This window comes from Achromobacter sp. (genome assembly GCF_049647645.1).
Classification (GTDB): Bacteria; Pseudomonadota; Gammaproteobacteria; order Burkholderiales; family Burkholderiaceae_B; genus Achromobacter.
This window is the reverse complement of the sequence record NZ_JBARYB010000013.1, coordinates 1-15,955: the sequence shown is the minus strand read 5'-3', so window position 1 is coordinate 15,955 and position 15,955 is coordinate 1. Positions and strand designations below refer to the sequence as shown.

The following is a 15,955-nucleotide window of genomic DNA, read 5'->3' as shown; positions in this document are numbered from 1 at the left end:
CCCTACCGCCGCGCGCTGGTCGGCGTGTACGCGCGCCTGGCCGCCACCGCGCAGCGCCTGACCGGGCAGAACCTGGCGCGGCGCAGCACTGTCGCCGCCAGCGCCTACGAACGGCCGGAAGAACTGTCCGCCGACCTGGCCGTGATCGCCGCCTCGCTGGCCGCCCACCACGGCGCCCCTATCGGCAAGCTGCGCCTGGCCGGGCTGCAACAGGCGGTGGAAGTGTTCGGTTTCCATCTGGCCACGGTGGACCTGCGCCAGAGCTCCGACGTGCACGAGCGCGCGCTGGCCGAATTGTTCGCCCTGGCCGGCACCCAGCGCGACGGCAAGCCGCTGGACTACCTGGCGCTGACCGAAGAACAACGCGTCGAACTGCTGCGCGCCGAACTGGCGCAGGCGCGTCCGCTGGCCTCGCCCTGGATCGCCTACAGCGAAGACACCACGCGCGAACTGGCCGTGCTGCGCGCCGCCGCCGCCGGCCGCGCGCGCTACGGCAAGCAGGCCGTGCGCCAGACCATCGTGTCGCACACTGAAACGCTGAGCGACCTGCTCGAAGTCATGGTGCTGCAGAAGGAAGCCGGCCTCATCGCCCCCGCCGGCCAAGACATCCAGCCCGAGGACGGCCTGATGGTCGTGCCGCTGTTCGAGACCATCCCCGACTTGGAGCGCGGCGCCGAGATCATGGCCGCCTGGCTGGACTTGCCCGAAGTCCGCCAGCGCGTGAAGCTGGCGCAGAACGGCGCACAGGAAGTCATGCTGGGCTATTCGGACAGCAACAAGGACGGCGGTTTCCTCACGTCCAACTGGTCGCTCTACCAGGCCGAACGCGCGCTGGTCGACGTGTTCTCGGCTCGCAACGTGCGCCTGCGCCTGTTCCATGGCCGCGGTGGTTCGGTCGGGCGCGGCGGCGGCTCCAGCTTCGACGCCATCCTGGCCCAACCCCCCGGCACCGTGGCCGGCCAGATCCGCCTGACCGAACAGGGCGAGGTCATCCAGAGCAAGTACAAGGACGCCGAGGTCGGCCGCTGGCACCTGGAGCTCCTGGTCGCCGCGGTGCTGGAATCCAGCCTGGCGCCCCGCGCCGAAGCCACCAGCGCCGAAGACGCGCACATGGCCCAGCACGGCCCCGCCATGTCTTTCATGTCGGATACCGCGCAGCGCACCTACCGCGGCCTGGTCTACGACACCCCGCGCTTCGCCGACTACTTCTTCGCCGCCACGCCCATCAGCGAAATCGCCGGCCTGAACATCGGCTCGCGCCCCGCCTCGCGCAAGAAGGGCCAGCACATCGAAGACCTGCGCGCCATCCCCTGGGGCTTTTCCTGGGCGCAATGCCGCCTGATGCTGACTGGCTGGTACGGCATGGGCTCGGCCATCGAGGCCTACCTGGAAACCGGCGCGCCCGACGCGCCCCGCTCACGCCGCGGCCGCCTGGCCCAGCTGCGCGAAATGGCGCGCGACTGGCCCGCGTTCCGCACGCTGCTGTCCAACATGGAAATGGTGCTGGCCAAGTCCGACCTGGCGATTGCCGCGCGCTATGCCCAGTTGGTGCCGCAGCGCGGCTTGCGCGAACGCATCTTCGGCGCCATCAGCGCCGAGCACGGCCGCACGCTGGCCATGCTCAAGCTGCTGACCCAGCGCGAATTACTGGCCGACAACCCCACGTTGCAGGCTTCGCTGCGCGAACGCTTCGCCTACATCGATCCGCTCAACTACCTGCAGATCGACCTGATCCGCCGCCACCGCGCGGCGCAGAAGCATCCCGAGGCCGAGGTCGACAAGCGCGTGCAGCGCGCCATCCACCTGACCATCAACGGGATTGCGGCGGGGCTGCGCAACTCGGGCTAGCGCATTGCTGGCGCAATGGCGCGCGGTATAGAATGAGTCCGATTCTCATTTTTTACCAGCGCCATTTTTGCCGCCTTCGCGCGCTGCAGGGGCCCGCATGTCGACCAACCAATCCGCAGCGCAGCAGGGCATCGAAGGCCTGTATGCCGATCATCACAGCTGGCTGAGAACTTGGCTGCGTCGTCGGCTGGGCAATGCTTTCGACGCAGCCGACCTGGCGCATGATACTTATCTGCGTATCCTGCACAGCGGCCGGCTGCCCGAGCCGCACCAGTCGCGTCAGCACCTGGCGCAGGTCGCCAACGGCCTGGTGATCGACCTCTACCGCCGCCGCCAGATCGAGGCCGCTTATCTCGAAGCCCTGGCCAGCTTGCCGCAGGCGCATGCGCCGTCGGAGGAAGCCCGCGCGCTGGCGGTACAGGCCCTGGTAGAGATCGACGCCGTGCTGCAAGCCCTGCCGGCCAAGGCCCGCGAGGCGCTGCTGCTGCGCAAACTGGACGGCTTGAGCTACCGCGACATCGCGGCGCGGCTGGCCGTGTCGGTGTCGTCGGTAGAAAAATACGTGGCGTCCGCGCTCCTGGCCTGCTATCAAGCCCTGCACGCGGCCCCTGGCGGCTGACCGCGCATGTCCGCCATTCCGGCAGAACCTCAGAATCTCAATCGGGCCATCGACCCCGCCATCGTGCAGCGGGCGGCCGAATGGATGGCACGCCTGTGGTCGGAAGACGCCAACCCCGGCGATCAGGCCAATTGCGCCCGCTGGCGCGCGCAGCATGCGGACCATGAACTGGCCTGGCAACGGTTGCAGGCATTCGACGACAAGCTCGGCAGCGTATCGCCGCAGGCCGCAAGCCTGGCCCTGCGCAAGCGCCCCGCCAGCGTCTCGCGGCGCCGCGCGATCAGCTTGCTAGGTCTGGGCGCAACCGTCGCGGGCGTGGGCTATGTCCTGCGCGGCACCGACTCCTGGCAAGCCGCCACGGCCGACTACCGCAGCGGCACGGGAGAGATCAAGACCATCACCCTGCCGGACGGCTCCAGCGTGACGCTGTCGACCGCCACCGCCATCGACCTGAAATTCTCCCAGGACGAACGCTTGGTAGTGCTGCGCGCCGGAGAGATATTGATCGCGACCGCGCCAGATCCCGCCGCGATGGCGCGGCCATTCCGGGTGCGCAGCCGGCACGGTTCCGTGCAGGCCCTGGGAACCCGGTTCTCCGTCAGGGATGATGCCGAAACCTCCCGCGTCGCCGTCTTCGAAGGCGCCGTGGAAATCCGTCCCGCCAGTGCGCCGGACCAGCCCGTCCTGCTTCAAGCGGGCCAGGGCTCGCGATTTTCAGCCAGCGGAGCCGCCACTCCCAGCCCGGCGGCGGAGAGCGCGGCGGCCTGGAGCCGTGGGGTGCTGGTTGCCGACGCGATGCGCCTGGACGATTTCCTGGCCGAACTGGCCCGTTACCGGCCGGGCCTGCTGCGCTGCGACGCCGACGTCGCGGGCCTGCTGGTGAGCGGCGTCTTTTCGCTGCGCGACACGGACCGGGCGCTGGATAACCTCACGCGGGCGCTGCCGGTCGCGGTGACCTACCGGACACGCTACTGGGTGACGGTGCGGGCGCCGGAGTGACGGCCACCGGCCGCGGCCGTTACAACTTTTCCGAGGTGGCGATTACGGATTCGGCCTTTTGGCTCGGGATACAGGGTGAACCCCTTACCTCTCCTGCTCGAACCGCAAGGCATCGCTCCATGTCCCGTTACCCGCAGCACCCGTCACGTCCCCACGCGCCTGCAGCGCCAGCGCCCCGCCCCGCGATTCCCCGCCTGATGCGCCTGGCGCTGTTGATCGGCACGGCGCTCTGCGCCATCCCGGCCGCCCCCGCCGCCGCGCAGGCGCAGAGCGCCGAGGCCAGGCGCAGCTACGACATCCCCGGCGGCCCGCTGAGCCAGGTGCTCAATGCCTATGCCAGCGCAGCCGGCGTCGAGCTGAGCATGGACGCCACCTTGCTGCAGGGCAAGCACAGCAACGGCCTGTCCGGCAGCTATTCGGTGCGCGAAGGTTACGCCGAACTGTTGCGCGGCCAAGGCCTGCAAGCCCTGCGGGAAAGCAACGGCAGCTATACGCTGCGTCCCGCGCCGGTGTCGCACCAGGACGCCACCACGCTCGAAGCCGTAACCGTCACCGCGCAGGCCGCGGAAACCGCCACCGGCCCGCTGCATGGCTACACCGCCCGGCTCAGTGCGGCCGGCACCCGTACCGACACGCCCATCATCGAGACGCCACAATCGATCTCGGTCGTGGGCGCGGAAGAAATCGATACCCTGAAGTCGCAGAGCATTCAGGATGCGCTGGGCTACGTGGCGGGCGTCAGCCGCGCCGAAGGCATCGACCGCACATCCGACAGCCTGTTCCTGCGAGGCTTCCGCAGCAACCTGGGCAACTACTATCGCGACGGCATGCTGTACACCGTGAACATCTACAACGGACGGCAGGAAGTGTACGGGCTGGAGCGGATCGAGTTCCTCAAGGGCGCATCGTCCGTCCTTTACGGTTCGGCATCGCCAGGCGGCATCATCAATACGGTAAGCAAGCGCCCCACCATCGAGCCGCTGCGCGAACTGAACGTGGAAGCAGGCAACTACAGCCGCAAGCAGATATCCGGCGACTTCGGCGGGGCGCTGGACGAGGAAGGCAAATGGTCATACCGCCTGACCGCGCTGCTGCGCGACAGCGATACGTTCATCGACCACGTGCCCGACGACAGGACCTATATCGCGCCTGCCATCACCTGGCAGCCCAGCGCCGCCACTTCGCTGACACTGCTTGCGGAGTACCAGAAGGACCATACCGTCTACGTCTATGGCCTGCCGGCGCAAGGCACGGTGCTCCCCAACGTCAACGGCAAGATCCCGCGCAATCGCTTTACCGGCGAGCCCGGCTTCGACAGATTCGACATGGAGCGCTATTCGATCGGCTATCTGTTCGAGCATGCCTTCAACAGCCAGCTGAAACTGCGCAACAGCGCGCGCTATTTCCATGCGAACAGCGCGTATGACTCCACCGACATCTGGCAACTCGCGCCCGACCAGCGCTGGACCGCCGACCGAGGGGCAATGCCACGCTGGGACCGTTCCTCCGCGCTGATCTCCGATACGTCCTTGCAGTACGAAGTAGGCAGCGGCATGGTGCGGCACACCTTGCTTGCGGGCATCGACTACTCGCTGCCCAAGCACGAAACCGAACGCTATATCCGCAGCAACAACAACATCGACCTCTACGATCCCGTCTACGGCGCGCCATTGGGCCCCGTCGCGCCCTTCCCCGGATCTTCCTCCATCACCGACATGAAGCGCCTGGGCATCTACGTTCAGGACCAGATCAAGATCGCCGACAAATGGGTGGTCCTGCTGGGCGGGCGCCAGGATTGGGTGACGGTCGACGAACGCAACTTCTTCACCGACGAAAAATATGCGGACGGCGAAAAAAGCAAGGCCTTCACCGGCCGCGCCGGCCTGGTCTACCTGGCCGACAACGGGCTGGCGCCGTTCCTGAGCTATAGCGAGTCGTTCGAGCCGACCAGCGGCCAGGACCGCCAGGGCAGCCGCTTCCAGCCCACCACCGGCCAGCAATACGAAGCCGGCCTGCGCTACCAGCCCGCGGGCTCGGACACCATGCTCTCGGCGGCGGTCTACCAACTGACCCGCAAGAACATGACCGTGACCGATCCCCTGAACACCTCCTACCAGATACAGGCCGGCGAGGCGCGGAGCCGTGGCCTGGAACTGGAAGCGCGCACCCGCATCGGCCGCAATGCCAACCTGATCGCGGCCTACGCCTATACCGACGCGCGCACGCTCAAGGCCAGCCCCTTGCAGCCGGACGAGGTAGGCAAGCGCCTGAATTCGGTCCCCTACAACCAGTTCTCGCTATGGGGCGACTATGGCTTCGGCGACTTCGGCCTGCCGGGCCTGAGAATTGGCGCAGGGATACGCTATGTGGGCAGCACGCGCGGCATGGCGCACGGCATGCCGGTGGAGGTGCCGTCCTTCACGCTGTTCGACGCCATGGTCAGCTACGCGACCGGGCCATGGAAGTTCGCGCTGAACGCATCCAACCTGACCGACAAGACGTATATCGGCAGTTGCACCTACGGCTGCTTCTACGGCGAGCCGCGGCGAGTGATAGGCACCGCCACCTACCGCTGGTAATACCTGGCCGCCCCGCTCGCGCCAGAGCATGGGCCGGCGCCACCCGCCGGCCCTCCGTCCATCAGCTGGACACCCAAAATCCCCCATTTGTCCGCCCCCCGCGACTTTTAGTACTATCTCTTTCAGAAATTCTATATACGCACAAATGTTCGTATATAGAACAAAACGATTTTTCTGGCCAGGCGCACAGGAAGGCACTCCGGAAGAGACAGAAAGCACCCTGGTTCCGCACGTGCCCGCCCGCAAGCCCGGCGTGTCAGCACCGAGCGAACCATCATGGATACTCCCCTCAAGAATCTCGCCATCGTCGGCGCAGGCGCCATGGGCAGCGGCATCGCCGCGCTGTTCGCCTCGAAGGGATTGAACGTCGTCCTGATCGACCCGATGGAAGGCGCGCTGGAACGCGCGCTCCAGACGATAGACCGCCAGCTGAATGTCTACGCCCCCGGCCAGGTCCAGGAAGCGATGCAGCGCATACAAGTCGCGCCCGGATTGGAAGCGGCCTGCAACAGCGATCTGGTCATCGAGGCCGTGCCGGAAAACCTGGAGCTCAAGCGCGGCATCTTCGCCAAGCTGGATTCCCTGTGCCCGGCGCACACCCTCTTCGCCACCAACACCTCCGGCCTGTCCGTCAACGCCATCGCCAGCGCGGTGGTGCGCCGCGACCGTTTCGTGGGCACCCATTTCTTCACGCCGGCGGACGTGATTCCGCTGGTGGAAGTGGTGCGCAACGACGGCACTTCCGAAGACACCGTCGCCCGGGTCATGGCCACGCTGCGTCATGCCGGCAAGCGGCCGGTGCTGGTGCGCCAGGACATTCCCGGCTTCATCGCCAACCGCATCCAGCACGCCCTGGCCCGCGAGGCCATCTCGCTGCTGGAGAAAGGCGTGGCCAGCGCCGAGGACATCGACGAAGTGGTCAAGTGGAGCCTGGGCATCCGCCTGGCCCTGTCGGGTCCGCTGGAGCAACGCGACATGAACGGCATCGACGTGCACTACGCGATCGCCAGCTATCTCTACAAAGACCTGGAAAATCGCACCGAACCCTCCGAACTGCTGAAGAGCAAGGTCGACAGCGGCCAGATCGGCGCCAAGAGCGGCCAGGGCTTCTACACCTGGAGCCCCGAACGCCGCGAACGCGTGCTGCGCGAAAAAAGCGCCGCACTGGGCGAACTGGCCGCGTGGCTCAACGGCAAGGCCAGCGGCTCCTGACGGTTCCGCCAGCAAGAATTCACTACATAAGGCGCGGGGCCTCCCGCCACCAGCGCCAGCGGGCCACAAGCCCAACCACACAAAGAAAGCAATCGTCCCACCCGCCCGCGCCGCCACCCGGCGCCGGGCGGGGCAAGACGCGAAAAAACAGCCTGACCGGAGTTTGTAGGAAGCATCATGAATAAACTGGCTTCATTCTTTACCGAGCTGATGCGCAAGTATCTGCCCGATCCCTTCGTCTTCGCGATCGCGCTGACCTTGCTCACCGTGCTGCTGGCCATGGGCATCGAAGGCCAGAGCATCGGCGACGTCACCCGCGCCTGGGGCAAGGGCTTCTGGAGCCTCTTGGCCTTCACGACCCAGATGGCCGTGATCCTGGCGATGGGCTATGTGCTGGCCACCGCGCCGCTGACCGACCGCCTGCTCAACCGCATCGTCAGCCACGTGCACAAGCCGCATACCACCATCATCGTGGCGACGCTGGTCGGCGGCATCGGCAGCTATCTGAACTGGGGCTTCGGCCTGGTCATCGGCGGCATCGTCGCCAAGAAGCTGGCGCTCAAGGTCAAGGGCGTGCACTACCCCCTGATCATCGCCGCGGCCTACAGCGGCTTCACCATGTACGGCCTGGGCCTGTCGGCCAGCATCCCCGTGCTGGTCGCCACCCCTGGACACCCCACCGCCAAGCAGATGGGCACCATCCCGCTGTCGGAAACCATTTTCTCGGTGCCCATGCTGATCACCAGCCTGGTGATCATCGTGACACTGCCGCTGCTCAATGCCTGGCTGCACCCGAAGAAGGGCGAGAAGATCGTTGAAGTGGATCCGGCCATCGACCGCGACGCCAACACGTCCAACGCCGCCGAAGACATGCTGGAAAAGGGCACCATCGCCTCCAAGCTGAACAACAGCCGCATCCTGAGCATGCTGATCGGCGCGCTGGGCATCGCCTACGTGACCTTCCACTTCATGGACGGCGGTTCGCTGGACCTGAACCTGATCAACTTCATCATCCTGTTCCTGGGCATCATCCTGCTGGGCACGCCGGCCGCCTACGTCGCCAAGCTGACCGAAGGCATCAAAACCATCTCCGGCATCATCCTGCAGTACCCCTTCTATGCCGGCATCATGGCCATCATGGCCGCCTCCGGCCTGGTGACCTCGATCTCGCAAGTGTTCGTGGACTTCGCCACGCCCGCCACGCTGCCGTTCTGGGGCCTGATCAGTTCGTTCTTCATCAACTTCTTCGCGCCGTCCGCCGGTGGCCACTGGGTCATCCAGGGTCCGTTCATGATCGACGCCGCCAAGGAAATCGGCAGCGCGCTGAACCAGACCACCATGGCCGTCATGCTGGGCAACGCCTGGAACGATCTGGTGCAGCCGTTCTGGATCCTGCCGGCGCTGGCGCTGTCCAAGCTGAAGCTGCGCGACGTGATGGGCTATACCGTCATCATGATGCTGTGGGTCGGCGTGATCCACATCACCGCCGTGCTGCTCTGGGGCTACTTGACGCATTAAGCCCCCCCCGTACGCGCTTACGCGCGCCCCCCAGGGGGCGACACCTGCAGACCGGCAAAGCCGGATCTGGCGGTGTCCCCGCTAGGGGAGAGACGGACGAATAAGTACTGGCAGCGTTTTGGCAAGCGTTGGAACTTGGAATAGGGAACTGATATGAGCAAACCTACTGCGTATCTCGTGACCGGCGGCAGCGCCGGGATCGGAGCGGCAATCATCCGCATGCTGCTGGATGCGGGACACCAGGTCGTCAACATCGACTACAAGCTGCCCGAGCAACCGCCCGCGGGGCTGGTGTCATATCAGGCCGACCTGACCGACGAAGCGCGCACCAAGGAAGTCGCCCGCGAAGTGACCGAGGCCTACAACATCGTGGGCCTGGTCAACAACGCTGGCGCCACCCGTCCCGGCACGGCCGACACGGCCACGCTGGCGGACCTGGACTATGTGGTGAACCTGCATCTGCGCACCGCGCTGATCCTGGTGCAGGCCGCGCTGCCCGCCATGCGCGAAGCCGGCTTCGGCCGCATCGTGAACATGTCGTCGCGCGCCGCGCTGGGCAAGCCGGATCGCGTGGTCTATTCGGCCACCAAGGCCGGCCTGGTGGGCCTGACCCGCACGCTGGCCATGGAACTGGGCGGCGACGGCATTACCGTCAACGCCATCGGCCCGGGCCCCATCGCCACCGACCTGTTCACCAAGAGCAATCCGGCAGGCGCGCCGCAGACCGAACGCATCATCAACAGCATCGTGGTCAAGCGCCTGGGCACGCCCGAAGACGTGGCGCGCGCGGCGATGTTCTTCCTGTCTCCGGACAACGGCTTCGTCACCGGCCAAATGCTGTACGTCTGCGGCGGCACGACGCTGGGCGTCGCGCCCATCTGAGGCCAGCCATGCGCCTGCCTGCCGTCCTCTTCGCCCCCCTGCCGCGCCTAACGGCGCAGCAGGGCGTGGTTGATCTGGTCGGCCGCGCGGCGCAGCGGCGGCAGGAAGGCCGCCAGCATTTCCTCGCGCGTGAAGCGATTGGCATGGCCGCTGACGTTCATCGCGGCGATCACGCGGCCGCTGCGGTCCATGATGGGCACGGCCACCGACTGCAGCCCCGGCTCCAGTTCCTGCGCCACGCAGGCGTAGCCGTCGGCGCGCACGCCGGCCAGCACGCGCTTGAGTTCGGCGATGTCCGTGATGGTGTGCGGCGTGTAGGACTGGATCTGGCTCAGCGCCAGCACCCGGTCCAGCTCCGGCTCCGTCAGCCCCGCCAGCAGCACGCGGCCCATCGAGGTCGCCCAGGCCGGCAGGCGGCTGCCCACGGCCAGGTTGATGGTCATGACCTTGTGCGTGGACAGGCGCAGGATGTAGACGATGTCCGCGCCTTCCAGCACCGACACGGAACACGATTCGCGCGTCTGCTCGGCCACTTCTTCCATGTACGGCAGCGCCAGGTTCCACAGCGGCGTGCCGGACAGGTAGGCGTAGCCCAATTCCAGGATGCGCGGGGTCAGGGAGAACTTGCGGTCGTCGACAGTGACGTAGCCCAGGTGCTCCAGCGTCAGCAGGATACGGCGCGCGCCGGCGCGGGTCAGCCCGGTCACCGCGGCGACCTCGGACAGCGTCATCTGCGAACGGTCGGGGCCAAAAGCCCGGATCACGGACAAGCCGCGCGCGAAGGACTGCACGTAGCTGTCGCTGGGTTGCTGGGTATCTTGCTCGGCCATCCGTCTACCGCAAAAAGAGTAAATGGGGATTACGCCGCGCCGGCTCGCCTTGACGCTCGGCTCATCCCCATGAAACGATGTTCTTCAGAAGAACGAAAGTTCTAATTAAGAACAAATTATGACACGCCACCTATGAGCAAACATCATGATTTCTAAGCTTGTTGCAAGCGCGGCGGCCGCCCTGGCGGACGTACCCGACGGCGCCACCGTCATGATCGGCGGCTTCGGCACTGCCGGCCAGCCCATGGAACTGATCGACGCCCTGCTGGAGCAGGGCGCGAAGGACCTGGTCATCATCAACAACAACGCCGGCAACGGCACCACTGGCCTGGCCGCCCTGCTCGGCGCCAACCGCGTGCGCAAGATCATTTGCTCGTTCCCGCGCCAGGTGGACTCGCAGATCTTCGACGGCCTGTACCGCAGCGGCAAGATCGAACTGGAACTGGTGCCCCAGGGCAACCTGGCCGAACGCATCCGCGCCGCCGGCGCCGGCATCGGCGCGTTCTTCACGCCTACCGGCTACGGCACGCCGCTGGCCGACGGCAAGGAGATCCGCGAGATCAACGGCCGCCAGTACGTGCTGGAATATCCGCTGCACGCCGACTACGCCCTCATCAAGGCCGAGCGCGGCGACCGCTGGGGCAACCTGGTCTACCGCAAGACCGCCCGCAACTTCGGCCCCATCATGGCCAGCGCCGCGCGCGTGGCCGTGGCCCAGGTGCGCGAAGTGGTCGAACTGGGCGAGCTGGACCCCGAAACCGTCGTGACCCCCGGCATCTTCGTGAAACGCGTCGTGCAGATCGCAGCCACCCCGGCCGCCAAGGAGCAGCAATGAGCACCAAACTGACCCGCGACCAGATCGCCGCCCGCGTGGCGCAGGACATTCCCGAAGGCGCCTACGTGAACCTGGGCATCGGCCTGCCCACGCTCGTCGCCAACCATCTGCCGGCCGATCGCGAAGTCATCCTGCACACCGAAAACGGCATGCTGGGCATGGGCCCCGCCCCCGCCAAGGGCGAGGAAGACTACGACCTGATCAACGCCGGCAAGCAGCCCGTGACCGAGCTGCCCGGCTGCTCGTTCTTCCACCATGCCGATTCGTTCGCGATGATGCGCGGCGGCCACCTGGACATCTGCGTGCTGGGCGCCTTCCAGGTGTCGCAACATGGCGACCTGGCCAACTGGCACACCGGCGCGCCCGACGCCATCCCCGCCGTGGGCGGCGCGATGGACCTGGCCATCGGCGCCAAGGACGTCTTCGTGATGATGGAACTGCAGACCCGCGAAGGCCAGAGCAAGCTGGTCGAAGCCTGCACCTATCCGCTGACCGGCGTGCGCTGCGTGTCGCGCGTCTACACCGACGTGGCGGTGTTCGACATCCGCGCCGACGGCGTCACCGTCATCGACATGTTCGGCGACACCACGGCCGACGAGCTGCTGCGCCTGACCGGCCTGCCGCTGAAGTTTTCCCGCTGAGTTTTCTGCGCGCTCCGGCAAGGCCGGAGCGGCTTTCCTGGAGAGAGTCATCATGTTGTTCATGGTTCAAATGCAAGTCAATCTTCCCGTCGACATGCCCGCCGAGCGCGCCGACAAGCTGAAGGCCGACGAAAAGGCCCTGGCGCAGCAGCTGCAGCGCGACGGCAAGTGGAAGAACCTGTGGCGCGTGGCCGGCCGCTACGCCAACGTCAGCATCTTCGACGTCGAAAGCAACGACGAACTGCACACGCTGCTGTCCTCGCTGCCGCTGTTCCCGTACATGGATATCAACGTCACGGCGCTGGCGCGCCACCCCTCGGCGATCTGACAGGAGCAGTCCATGCCCTACATCATCGAAACCTTCGACAAGCCCGGCCACCAGGACGTGCGCCAGCAGCATCGCGCCGCGCACCTGGAATACCTGGACGCGAACAAGCAGCTGCTGCTGGCCTGCGGCGCCAAGCTGCAGGACGACGGCAAGGACGCCGGCGGCGGCCTGTACATCGTGGCCCTGGAAACGCGCGAAGCCGCGCAGCAGTTCATCGACGCCGACCCGTTCTCCCTGGCCCAGCTGTTCGAGCGCGTGACCATCACGCGCTGGCGCAAGGCCTACCTCGACGGCGTCTGCCACCTGTAATCGCAAGGAATAAACCCACATGTCTTACGCCGATCTCAGCCAGGCACGGCTGTTCTACGTCATCGATGGCCCCGCCGACGCGCCGGTGCTGGTGCTTTCCAATTCGCTGGGCACCTGCTCCGACATGTGGGCCCGCCAGATTCCCGAACTGAGCAAGCACTTCCGCGTGCTGCGCTACGACACCCGCGGCCACGGCAAATCGTCGATCCCCGAGGGCGAGTACAGCTTCGAACAGTTGGGCAATGACGTCGCCGAACTGCTGGCGCACCTGAACATCAAGCGCGCGCACTTCTGCGGCCTGTCGATGGGCGGCCCCACCGGCCTGTGGCTGGCGCTGGCGCGTCCCGAACTGCTGGACAAGCTGATCCTGTGCAACACCGCCGCGCGCATCGGCTCGGCCGAAGGCTGGAGCGCCCGCATCGCCGCAGTCGCCGAGCAGACGCTGGAAAAGATGGCGCCCACGCTGGTCGAACGCTGGCTCACCGACAGCTACCGCGCCGCCGAACCGGGCCTGACCCAGGTGCTGATCGACATGCTGCGCCGCACGCCGGACGCCGGCTACTCGGGCAACTGCGCCGCGCTGCGCGACGCCGATTTCCGCGAACAAGTGGGTTCGATCAAGGCGTCCACGCTGGTCATCAGCAGCACGCACGACCTGGCCGCCACCCCGGCCCAGGGCCAAGAATTGGCCGCAGCCATACCCGGTGCACGCTACTTTGAAATGAACACCTCCCATATCTCGAACTGGGAGCAACCGGAAGTCTTCACCCGCACGGTCGTCGACTTCCTGAAGGGGTAAACGGCATGCAGCGCTGGAAAAACCGGCCCGAAGGCTCCAACTGGGGTGACTTCGGACCCGACGACCAACTCGGCCGCCTGAACCTCATCACCGAAGAACAGGTCCTGAAAGGCGCGCGCGAAATCCGCGCCGGCAAGACCTTCTGCCTGTCGCTGCCGCTGGACCTGCCCGGCGGCAACGTGCTCAACCCGCGCCGCCATCCGCCGCAGCTGAGCCCCACGCGCCTCGCGGACACGCCGTACCTGAACTTTCCGCTGCGCAACGTCAACCCGGACGCGGTCGACGTCCTGAGCGACGACCAGGTGCTGCTGTCGATGCAGTATTCGACGCAATGGGACGCGCTGGCCCACGTGGGCGCGCTGTTCGACGCCGACGGCGACGGCAAGCCCGAACTGCGCTACTACAACGGCTACCAGGCCGGCGTGGACGTCATCGGCCCGGCCGACGGCGACCATACCGGCTGCGGCTGCAACAGCGGCGGCCCGTCCGCCGCGTTGAAGCTGGGCGTGGAAAACCTGGCGCAGAAAGGCATGCAGAGCCGCGGCGTGCTGGTGGACCTGTTCCGCCACTACGGCCCCGGCCGCACGCTGATCGGCCATGCGGAGCTGATGCATGTGCTGAAGGCTGACGACATCGGCGTCGAACCCGGCGACATGCTGGTGCTGCGCACCGGCTATGCGGAAGCGGTGGTCGCCATGAACGGCACGCCCGACACCGAAACGCTGCACACCTACGGCGCCGCGCTGGACGGCACCGACGAGGCGCTGCTGCAATGGATCACCGACAGCGGCATCGCCGCCATCTGCGCCGACAACTACGCCGTGGAAGCCTATCCCGCGCGCGAAAAGACCGGCCCGCGCGCCATGCTGCCGCTGCACCACCATTGCCTGTTCAAGCTGGGTCTGCCGCTGGCGGAACTCTGGTACTTGAAGGACCTGGCCGACTGGCTGCATGCCAACGGTCGCCATCACTTCATGCTGACCGCCCCGCCCTTGCGCCTGCCGCACGCGATCGGGTCGCCGGTCACCCCGATCGCGACGGTGTGATTGCCGGCAATCTGCGCAACCCAGCATCGCGAAAATGAAAAGAGCTCCAAACTTGGAGCTCTTTTTTCGTGCTGCACACCGCTACTTCATGCCTTCCCAATGCGGGCCAGGCACCACGATATCGAACATCTCCAGCACGCGCGCCACGGTGTGGTCCACCATCTCGTCAATGGAAGCGGGCCGGTGGTAGAACGCGGGTAACGGCGGAAACACGATGCCGCCCATTTCGGTCACGGCCGTCATGTTGCGCAAGTGCGCCAGGTTGAACGGCGTCTCGCGCACCATCAGCACCAAACGCCGGCGTTCCTTGAGGGTGACGTCGGCAGCGCGGGTGATGAGGTTATCCGACAGGCCGTGCGCCACGGCCGCCAGCGTGCGCATGGAGCAAGGCACAATCACCATGCCAGCCGTCTGGAACGCGCCGCTGGCCAGGGTGGCGCCCACGTCGCGCACGCTGTGCACGTGGTCCGCCAGGGCATAGACATCGTGACGGCCAACGTCCAGTTCGTGCTTGATATTCAGCACGCCAGACGCCGACACCACCAGATGCGTTTCGACATCGTCCACGCCGCGCAATGCCTGCAGCATGCGCACCGCGTACAGGGCGCCAGTAGCGCCCGTGATGCCGATGACCAGTCGCCGCATGGGCTGATCAGGCCGTTGCGCCGGATTGATCCAGCAGCGTCTTCAGTTCACCGGATTCGTTCATCTCGTTCATGATGTCCGAGCCGCCGATGAACTCGCCAGCCACGTACAGCTGCGGAATCGTGGGCCAGCTGGAGAATTCCTTGATGCCCTGGCGGACTTCGTCGTCCTCCAGCACATTGACGGTAACCAGCTTCTTCACGCCACAGCCCTTCAGGATCTGAATGGCCTTGCCGGAAAAGCCGCATTGCGGGAATTGGGCGGTGCCCTTCATGAACAGCACGACGGGGTGCTGGGTCACGGTTTCGCGGATGAATTCTTGAACGTCGCTCATGGTGGTCTCTTGGACAGGCATAACGGAATACGCCAATTATAGGTACAGCGGGAAAATCCGCCCGGATACCCCGGGCGCCCCACCGGAAATGCGGTCAGGCGGGCAGCCGGCCGCCGGAAATACGCTCGATGCCGGCCAGGTCCTTGCGGCTGTGCACGTCCTGGAATCCGGCCGCGGCCAGCAGGTCCCGCACGGCTTGCGCCTGGTCCCAGCCATGCTCCAGCCACAGGGCGCCGCCCCGCTTCAGGTGGCGGCCGGCGCCCTGGACGATGCGGGCCAGGTCTTCCAACCCGCCCGCGCCGTCGGTCAGCGCCCCCCGCGGCTCGAAACGCACGTCGCCCTGGTCCAGGTGCGGGTCGTCGCAGGCCACATAGGGCGGATTGGACACGATCAGGTCGAAGCCCTCGCCCGCCGGCACGGCCTGGTACCAGCTGCCTTCCACCAGGCGCACGGACGCGGCCAGCTCCCAGGCGTTGGCGGCGGCGACCGCCAGCGCGGCCGCGCTGACGTCGGACGCCATCACCCGAGCGT

17 protein-coding genes are annotated in these 15,955 nt (G+C 66.3%); 13 read left to right on the top strand and 4 right to left on the bottom strand.

From position 1 onward, the window contains the following. The 7 genes from WBB14_RS01545 to WBB14_RS01515 all read left to right on the top strand — a co-directional run. On the top strand, positions 1-1,848 hold a 1,848-nt coding region (locus WBB14_RS01545; RefSeq protein WP_424238269.1), incomplete at its 5' end, for a phosphoenolpyruvate carboxylase. 97 nt (positions 1,849-1,945) lie between these two features. Then, positions 1,946-2,467 (top strand): sigma-70 family RNA polymerase sigma factor, encoded by a 522-nt coding sequence (locus WBB14_RS01540; protein WP_424238268.1) that lies wholly within the window; start codon positions 1,946-1,948, stop codon positions 2,465-2,467. Positions 2,468-2,473: 6 nt separating this feature from the next. Continuing rightward, entirely contained in the window at positions 2,474-3,466 is a 993-nt protein-coding gene (locus tag WBB14_RS01535; RefSeq protein ID WP_424238267.1) for a FecR domain-containing protein, read from the top strand. A gap of 119 nt (positions 3,467-3,585) precedes the next feature. Beyond that, positions 3,586-6,045, top strand: a complete 2,460-nt coding sequence (locus WBB14_RS01530; protein WP_424238266.1) for a TonB-dependent siderophore receptor — start codon at positions 3,586-3,588, stop codon at positions 6,043-6,045. 276 nt (positions 6,046-6,321) lie between these two features. Continuing rightward, entirely contained in the window at positions 6,322-7,257 is a 936-nt protein-coding gene (locus WBB14_RS01525) for a 3-hydroxyacyl-CoA dehydrogenase family protein (RefSeq protein ID WP_424238265.1), read from the top strand. 177 nt (positions 7,258-7,434) lie between these two features. Then, positions 7,435-8,775, top strand: coding sequence for a short-chain fatty acid transporter (locus tag WBB14_RS01520; RefSeq protein ID WP_424238264.1), 1,341 nt, complete (start codon positions 7,435-7,437; stop codon positions 8,773-8,775). Between the two features lie 153 nt (positions 8,776-8,928). Next, positions 8,929-9,657 (top strand): SDR family NAD(P)-dependent oxidoreductase, encoded by a 729-nt coding sequence (locus WBB14_RS01515; RefSeq protein ID WP_332011696.1) that lies wholly within the window; start codon positions 8,929-8,931, stop codon positions 9,655-9,657. Positions 9,658-9,704: 47 nt separating this feature from the next. On the opposite strand, the gene WBB14_RS01510 is transcribed toward WBB14_RS01515, so the two are convergent. After that, entirely contained in the window at positions 9,705-10,487 is a 783-nt protein-coding gene (locus WBB14_RS01510; RefSeq protein WP_424238263.1) for an IclR family transcriptional regulator, read from the bottom strand. 145 nt (positions 10,488-10,632) lie between these two features. On the opposite strand from WBB14_RS01510, the gene WBB14_RS01505 reads away from it, so the two are divergent. From WBB14_RS01505 to WBB14_RS01480, 6 genes are read left to right on the top strand one after another with little or no spacing between them, the layout of a single operon-like run. Then, positions 10,633-11,322: a 3-oxoacid CoA-transferase subunit A gene (locus WBB14_RS01505; RefSeq protein ID WP_013396544.1), complete on the top strand. Its 690-nt coding sequence runs from the start codon at positions 10,633-10,635 to the stop codon at positions 11,320-11,322. Next, positions 11,319-11,963, top strand: a complete 645-nt coding sequence (locus WBB14_RS01500) for a 3-oxoacid CoA-transferase subunit B (protein ID WP_013396545.1) — start codon at positions 11,319-11,321, stop codon at positions 11,961-11,963. The genes WBB14_RS01505 and WBB14_RS01500 overlap by 4 nt, the downstream gene beginning before the upstream one ends. A gap of 52 nt (positions 11,964-12,015) precedes the next feature. After that, a complete protein-coding gene (gene catC, locus WBB14_RS01495) occupies positions 12,016-12,291 on the top strand; it encodes a muconolactone Delta-isomerase (protein WP_042796227.1) in 276 nt (91 codons plus the stop codon). A gap of 12 nt (positions 12,292-12,303) precedes the next feature. After that, positions 12,304-12,600 (top strand): YciI family protein, encoded by a 297-nt coding sequence (locus tag WBB14_RS01490; protein WP_424238262.1) that lies wholly within the window; start codon positions 12,304-12,306, stop codon positions 12,598-12,600. Between the two features lie 19 nt (positions 12,601-12,619). Continuing rightward, positions 12,620-13,399 (top strand): 3-oxoadipate enol-lactonase, encoded by a 780-nt coding sequence (gene pcaD, locus WBB14_RS01485; protein WP_424238261.1) that lies wholly within the window; start codon positions 12,620-12,622, stop codon positions 13,397-13,399. Between the two features lie 5 nt (positions 13,400-13,404). Beyond that, positions 13,405-14,445 carry a cyclase family protein gene (locus WBB14_RS01480; RefSeq protein ID WP_424238260.1) on the top strand — a complete coding sequence of 347 codons (1,041 nt, stop codon included), beginning with the start codon at positions 13,405-13,407 and terminating at the stop codon, positions 14,443-14,445. A gap of 81 nt (positions 14,446-14,526) precedes the next feature. On the opposite strand, the gene WBB14_RS01475 is transcribed toward WBB14_RS01480, so the two are convergent. The 3 genes from WBB14_RS01475 to WBB14_RS01465 form a co-directional block, all read right to left on the bottom strand. After that, on the bottom strand, positions 14,527-15,090 hold the full coding sequence (locus WBB14_RS01475) for a UbiX family flavin prenyltransferase (protein ID WP_424238259.1): 564 nt from the start codon (positions 15,088-15,090) through the stop codon (positions 14,527-14,529). A gap of 7 nt (positions 15,091-15,097) precedes the next feature. Continuing rightward, positions 15,098-15,424: a Grx4 family monothiol glutaredoxin gene (gene grxD, locus WBB14_RS01470; protein ID WP_041654416.1), complete on the bottom strand. Its 327-nt coding sequence runs from the start codon at positions 15,422-15,424 to the stop codon at positions 15,098-15,100. A gap of 94 nt (positions 15,425-15,518) precedes the next feature. Continuing rightward, the coding region (locus WBB14_RS01465; RefSeq protein WP_424238258.1) for a HemK/PrmC family methyltransferase at positions 15,519-15,955 on the bottom strand (437 nt) is incomplete at its 5' end.

What these genes read in the sequence shown, in the direction of transcription:
- pcaD (WP_424238261.1), top strand. Translation starts at nt 12,620, where the DNA reads ATGTCTTACGCCGATCTCAGCCAGGCACGGCTGTTCTACGTCATCGAT.
- WBB14_RS01505 (WP_013396544.1), top strand. Translation starts at nt 10,633, where the DNA reads ATGATTTCTAAGCTTGTTGCAAGCGCGGCGGCCGCCCTGGCGGACGTA.
- WBB14_RS01540 (WP_424238268.1), top strand. Translation starts at nt 1,946, where the DNA reads ATGTCGACCAACCAATCCGCAGCGCAGCAGGGCATCGAAGGCCTGTAT.
- WBB14_RS01480 (WP_424238260.1), top strand. Translation starts at nt 13,405, where the DNA reads ATGCAGCGCTGGAAAAACCGGCCCGAAGGCTCCAACTGGGGTGACTTC.
- WBB14_RS01535 (WP_424238267.1), top strand. Translation starts at nt 2,474, where the DNA reads ATGTCCGCCATTCCGGCAGAACCTCAGAATCTCAATCGGGCCATCGAC.
- WBB14_RS01525 (WP_424238265.1), top strand. Translation starts at nt 6,322, where the DNA reads ATGGATACTCCCCTCAAGAATCTCGCCATCGTCGGCGCAGGCGCCATG.
- WBB14_RS01500 (WP_013396545.1), top strand. Translation starts at nt 11,319, where the DNA reads ATGAGCACCAAACTGACCCGCGACCAGATCGCCGCCCGCGTGGCGCAG.
- WBB14_RS01515 (WP_332011696.1), top strand. Translation starts at nt 8,929, where the DNA reads ATGAGCAAACCTACTGCGTATCTCGTGACCGGCGGCAGCGCCGGGATC.
- catC (WP_042796227.1), top strand. Translation starts at nt 12,016, where the DNA reads ATGTTGTTCATGGTTCAAATGCAAGTCAATCTTCCCGTCGACATGCCC.
- WBB14_RS01510 (WP_424238263.1), bottom strand. Translation starts at nt 10,487, where the DNA reads ATGGCCGAGCAAGATACCCAGCAACCCAGCGACAGCTACGTGCAGTCC.
- WBB14_RS01520 (WP_424238264.1), top strand. Translation starts at nt 7,435, where the DNA reads ATGAATAAACTGGCTTCATTCTTTACCGAGCTGATGCGCAAGTATCTG.
- WBB14_RS01490 (WP_424238262.1), top strand. Translation starts at nt 12,304, where the DNA reads ATGCCCTACATCATCGAAACCTTCGACAAGCCCGGCCACCAGGACGTG.
- WBB14_RS01475 (WP_424238259.1), bottom strand. Translation starts at nt 15,090, where the DNA reads ATGCGGCGACTGGTCATCGGCATCACGGGCGCTACTGGCGCCCTGTAC.
- grxD (WP_041654416.1), bottom strand. Translation starts at nt 15,424, where the DNA reads ATGAGCGACGTTCAAGAATTCATCCGCGAAACCGTGACCCAGCACCCC.
- WBB14_RS01530 (WP_424238266.1), top strand. Translation starts at nt 3,586, where the DNA reads ATGTCCCGTTACCCGCAGCACCCGTCACGTCCCCACGCGCCTGCAGCG.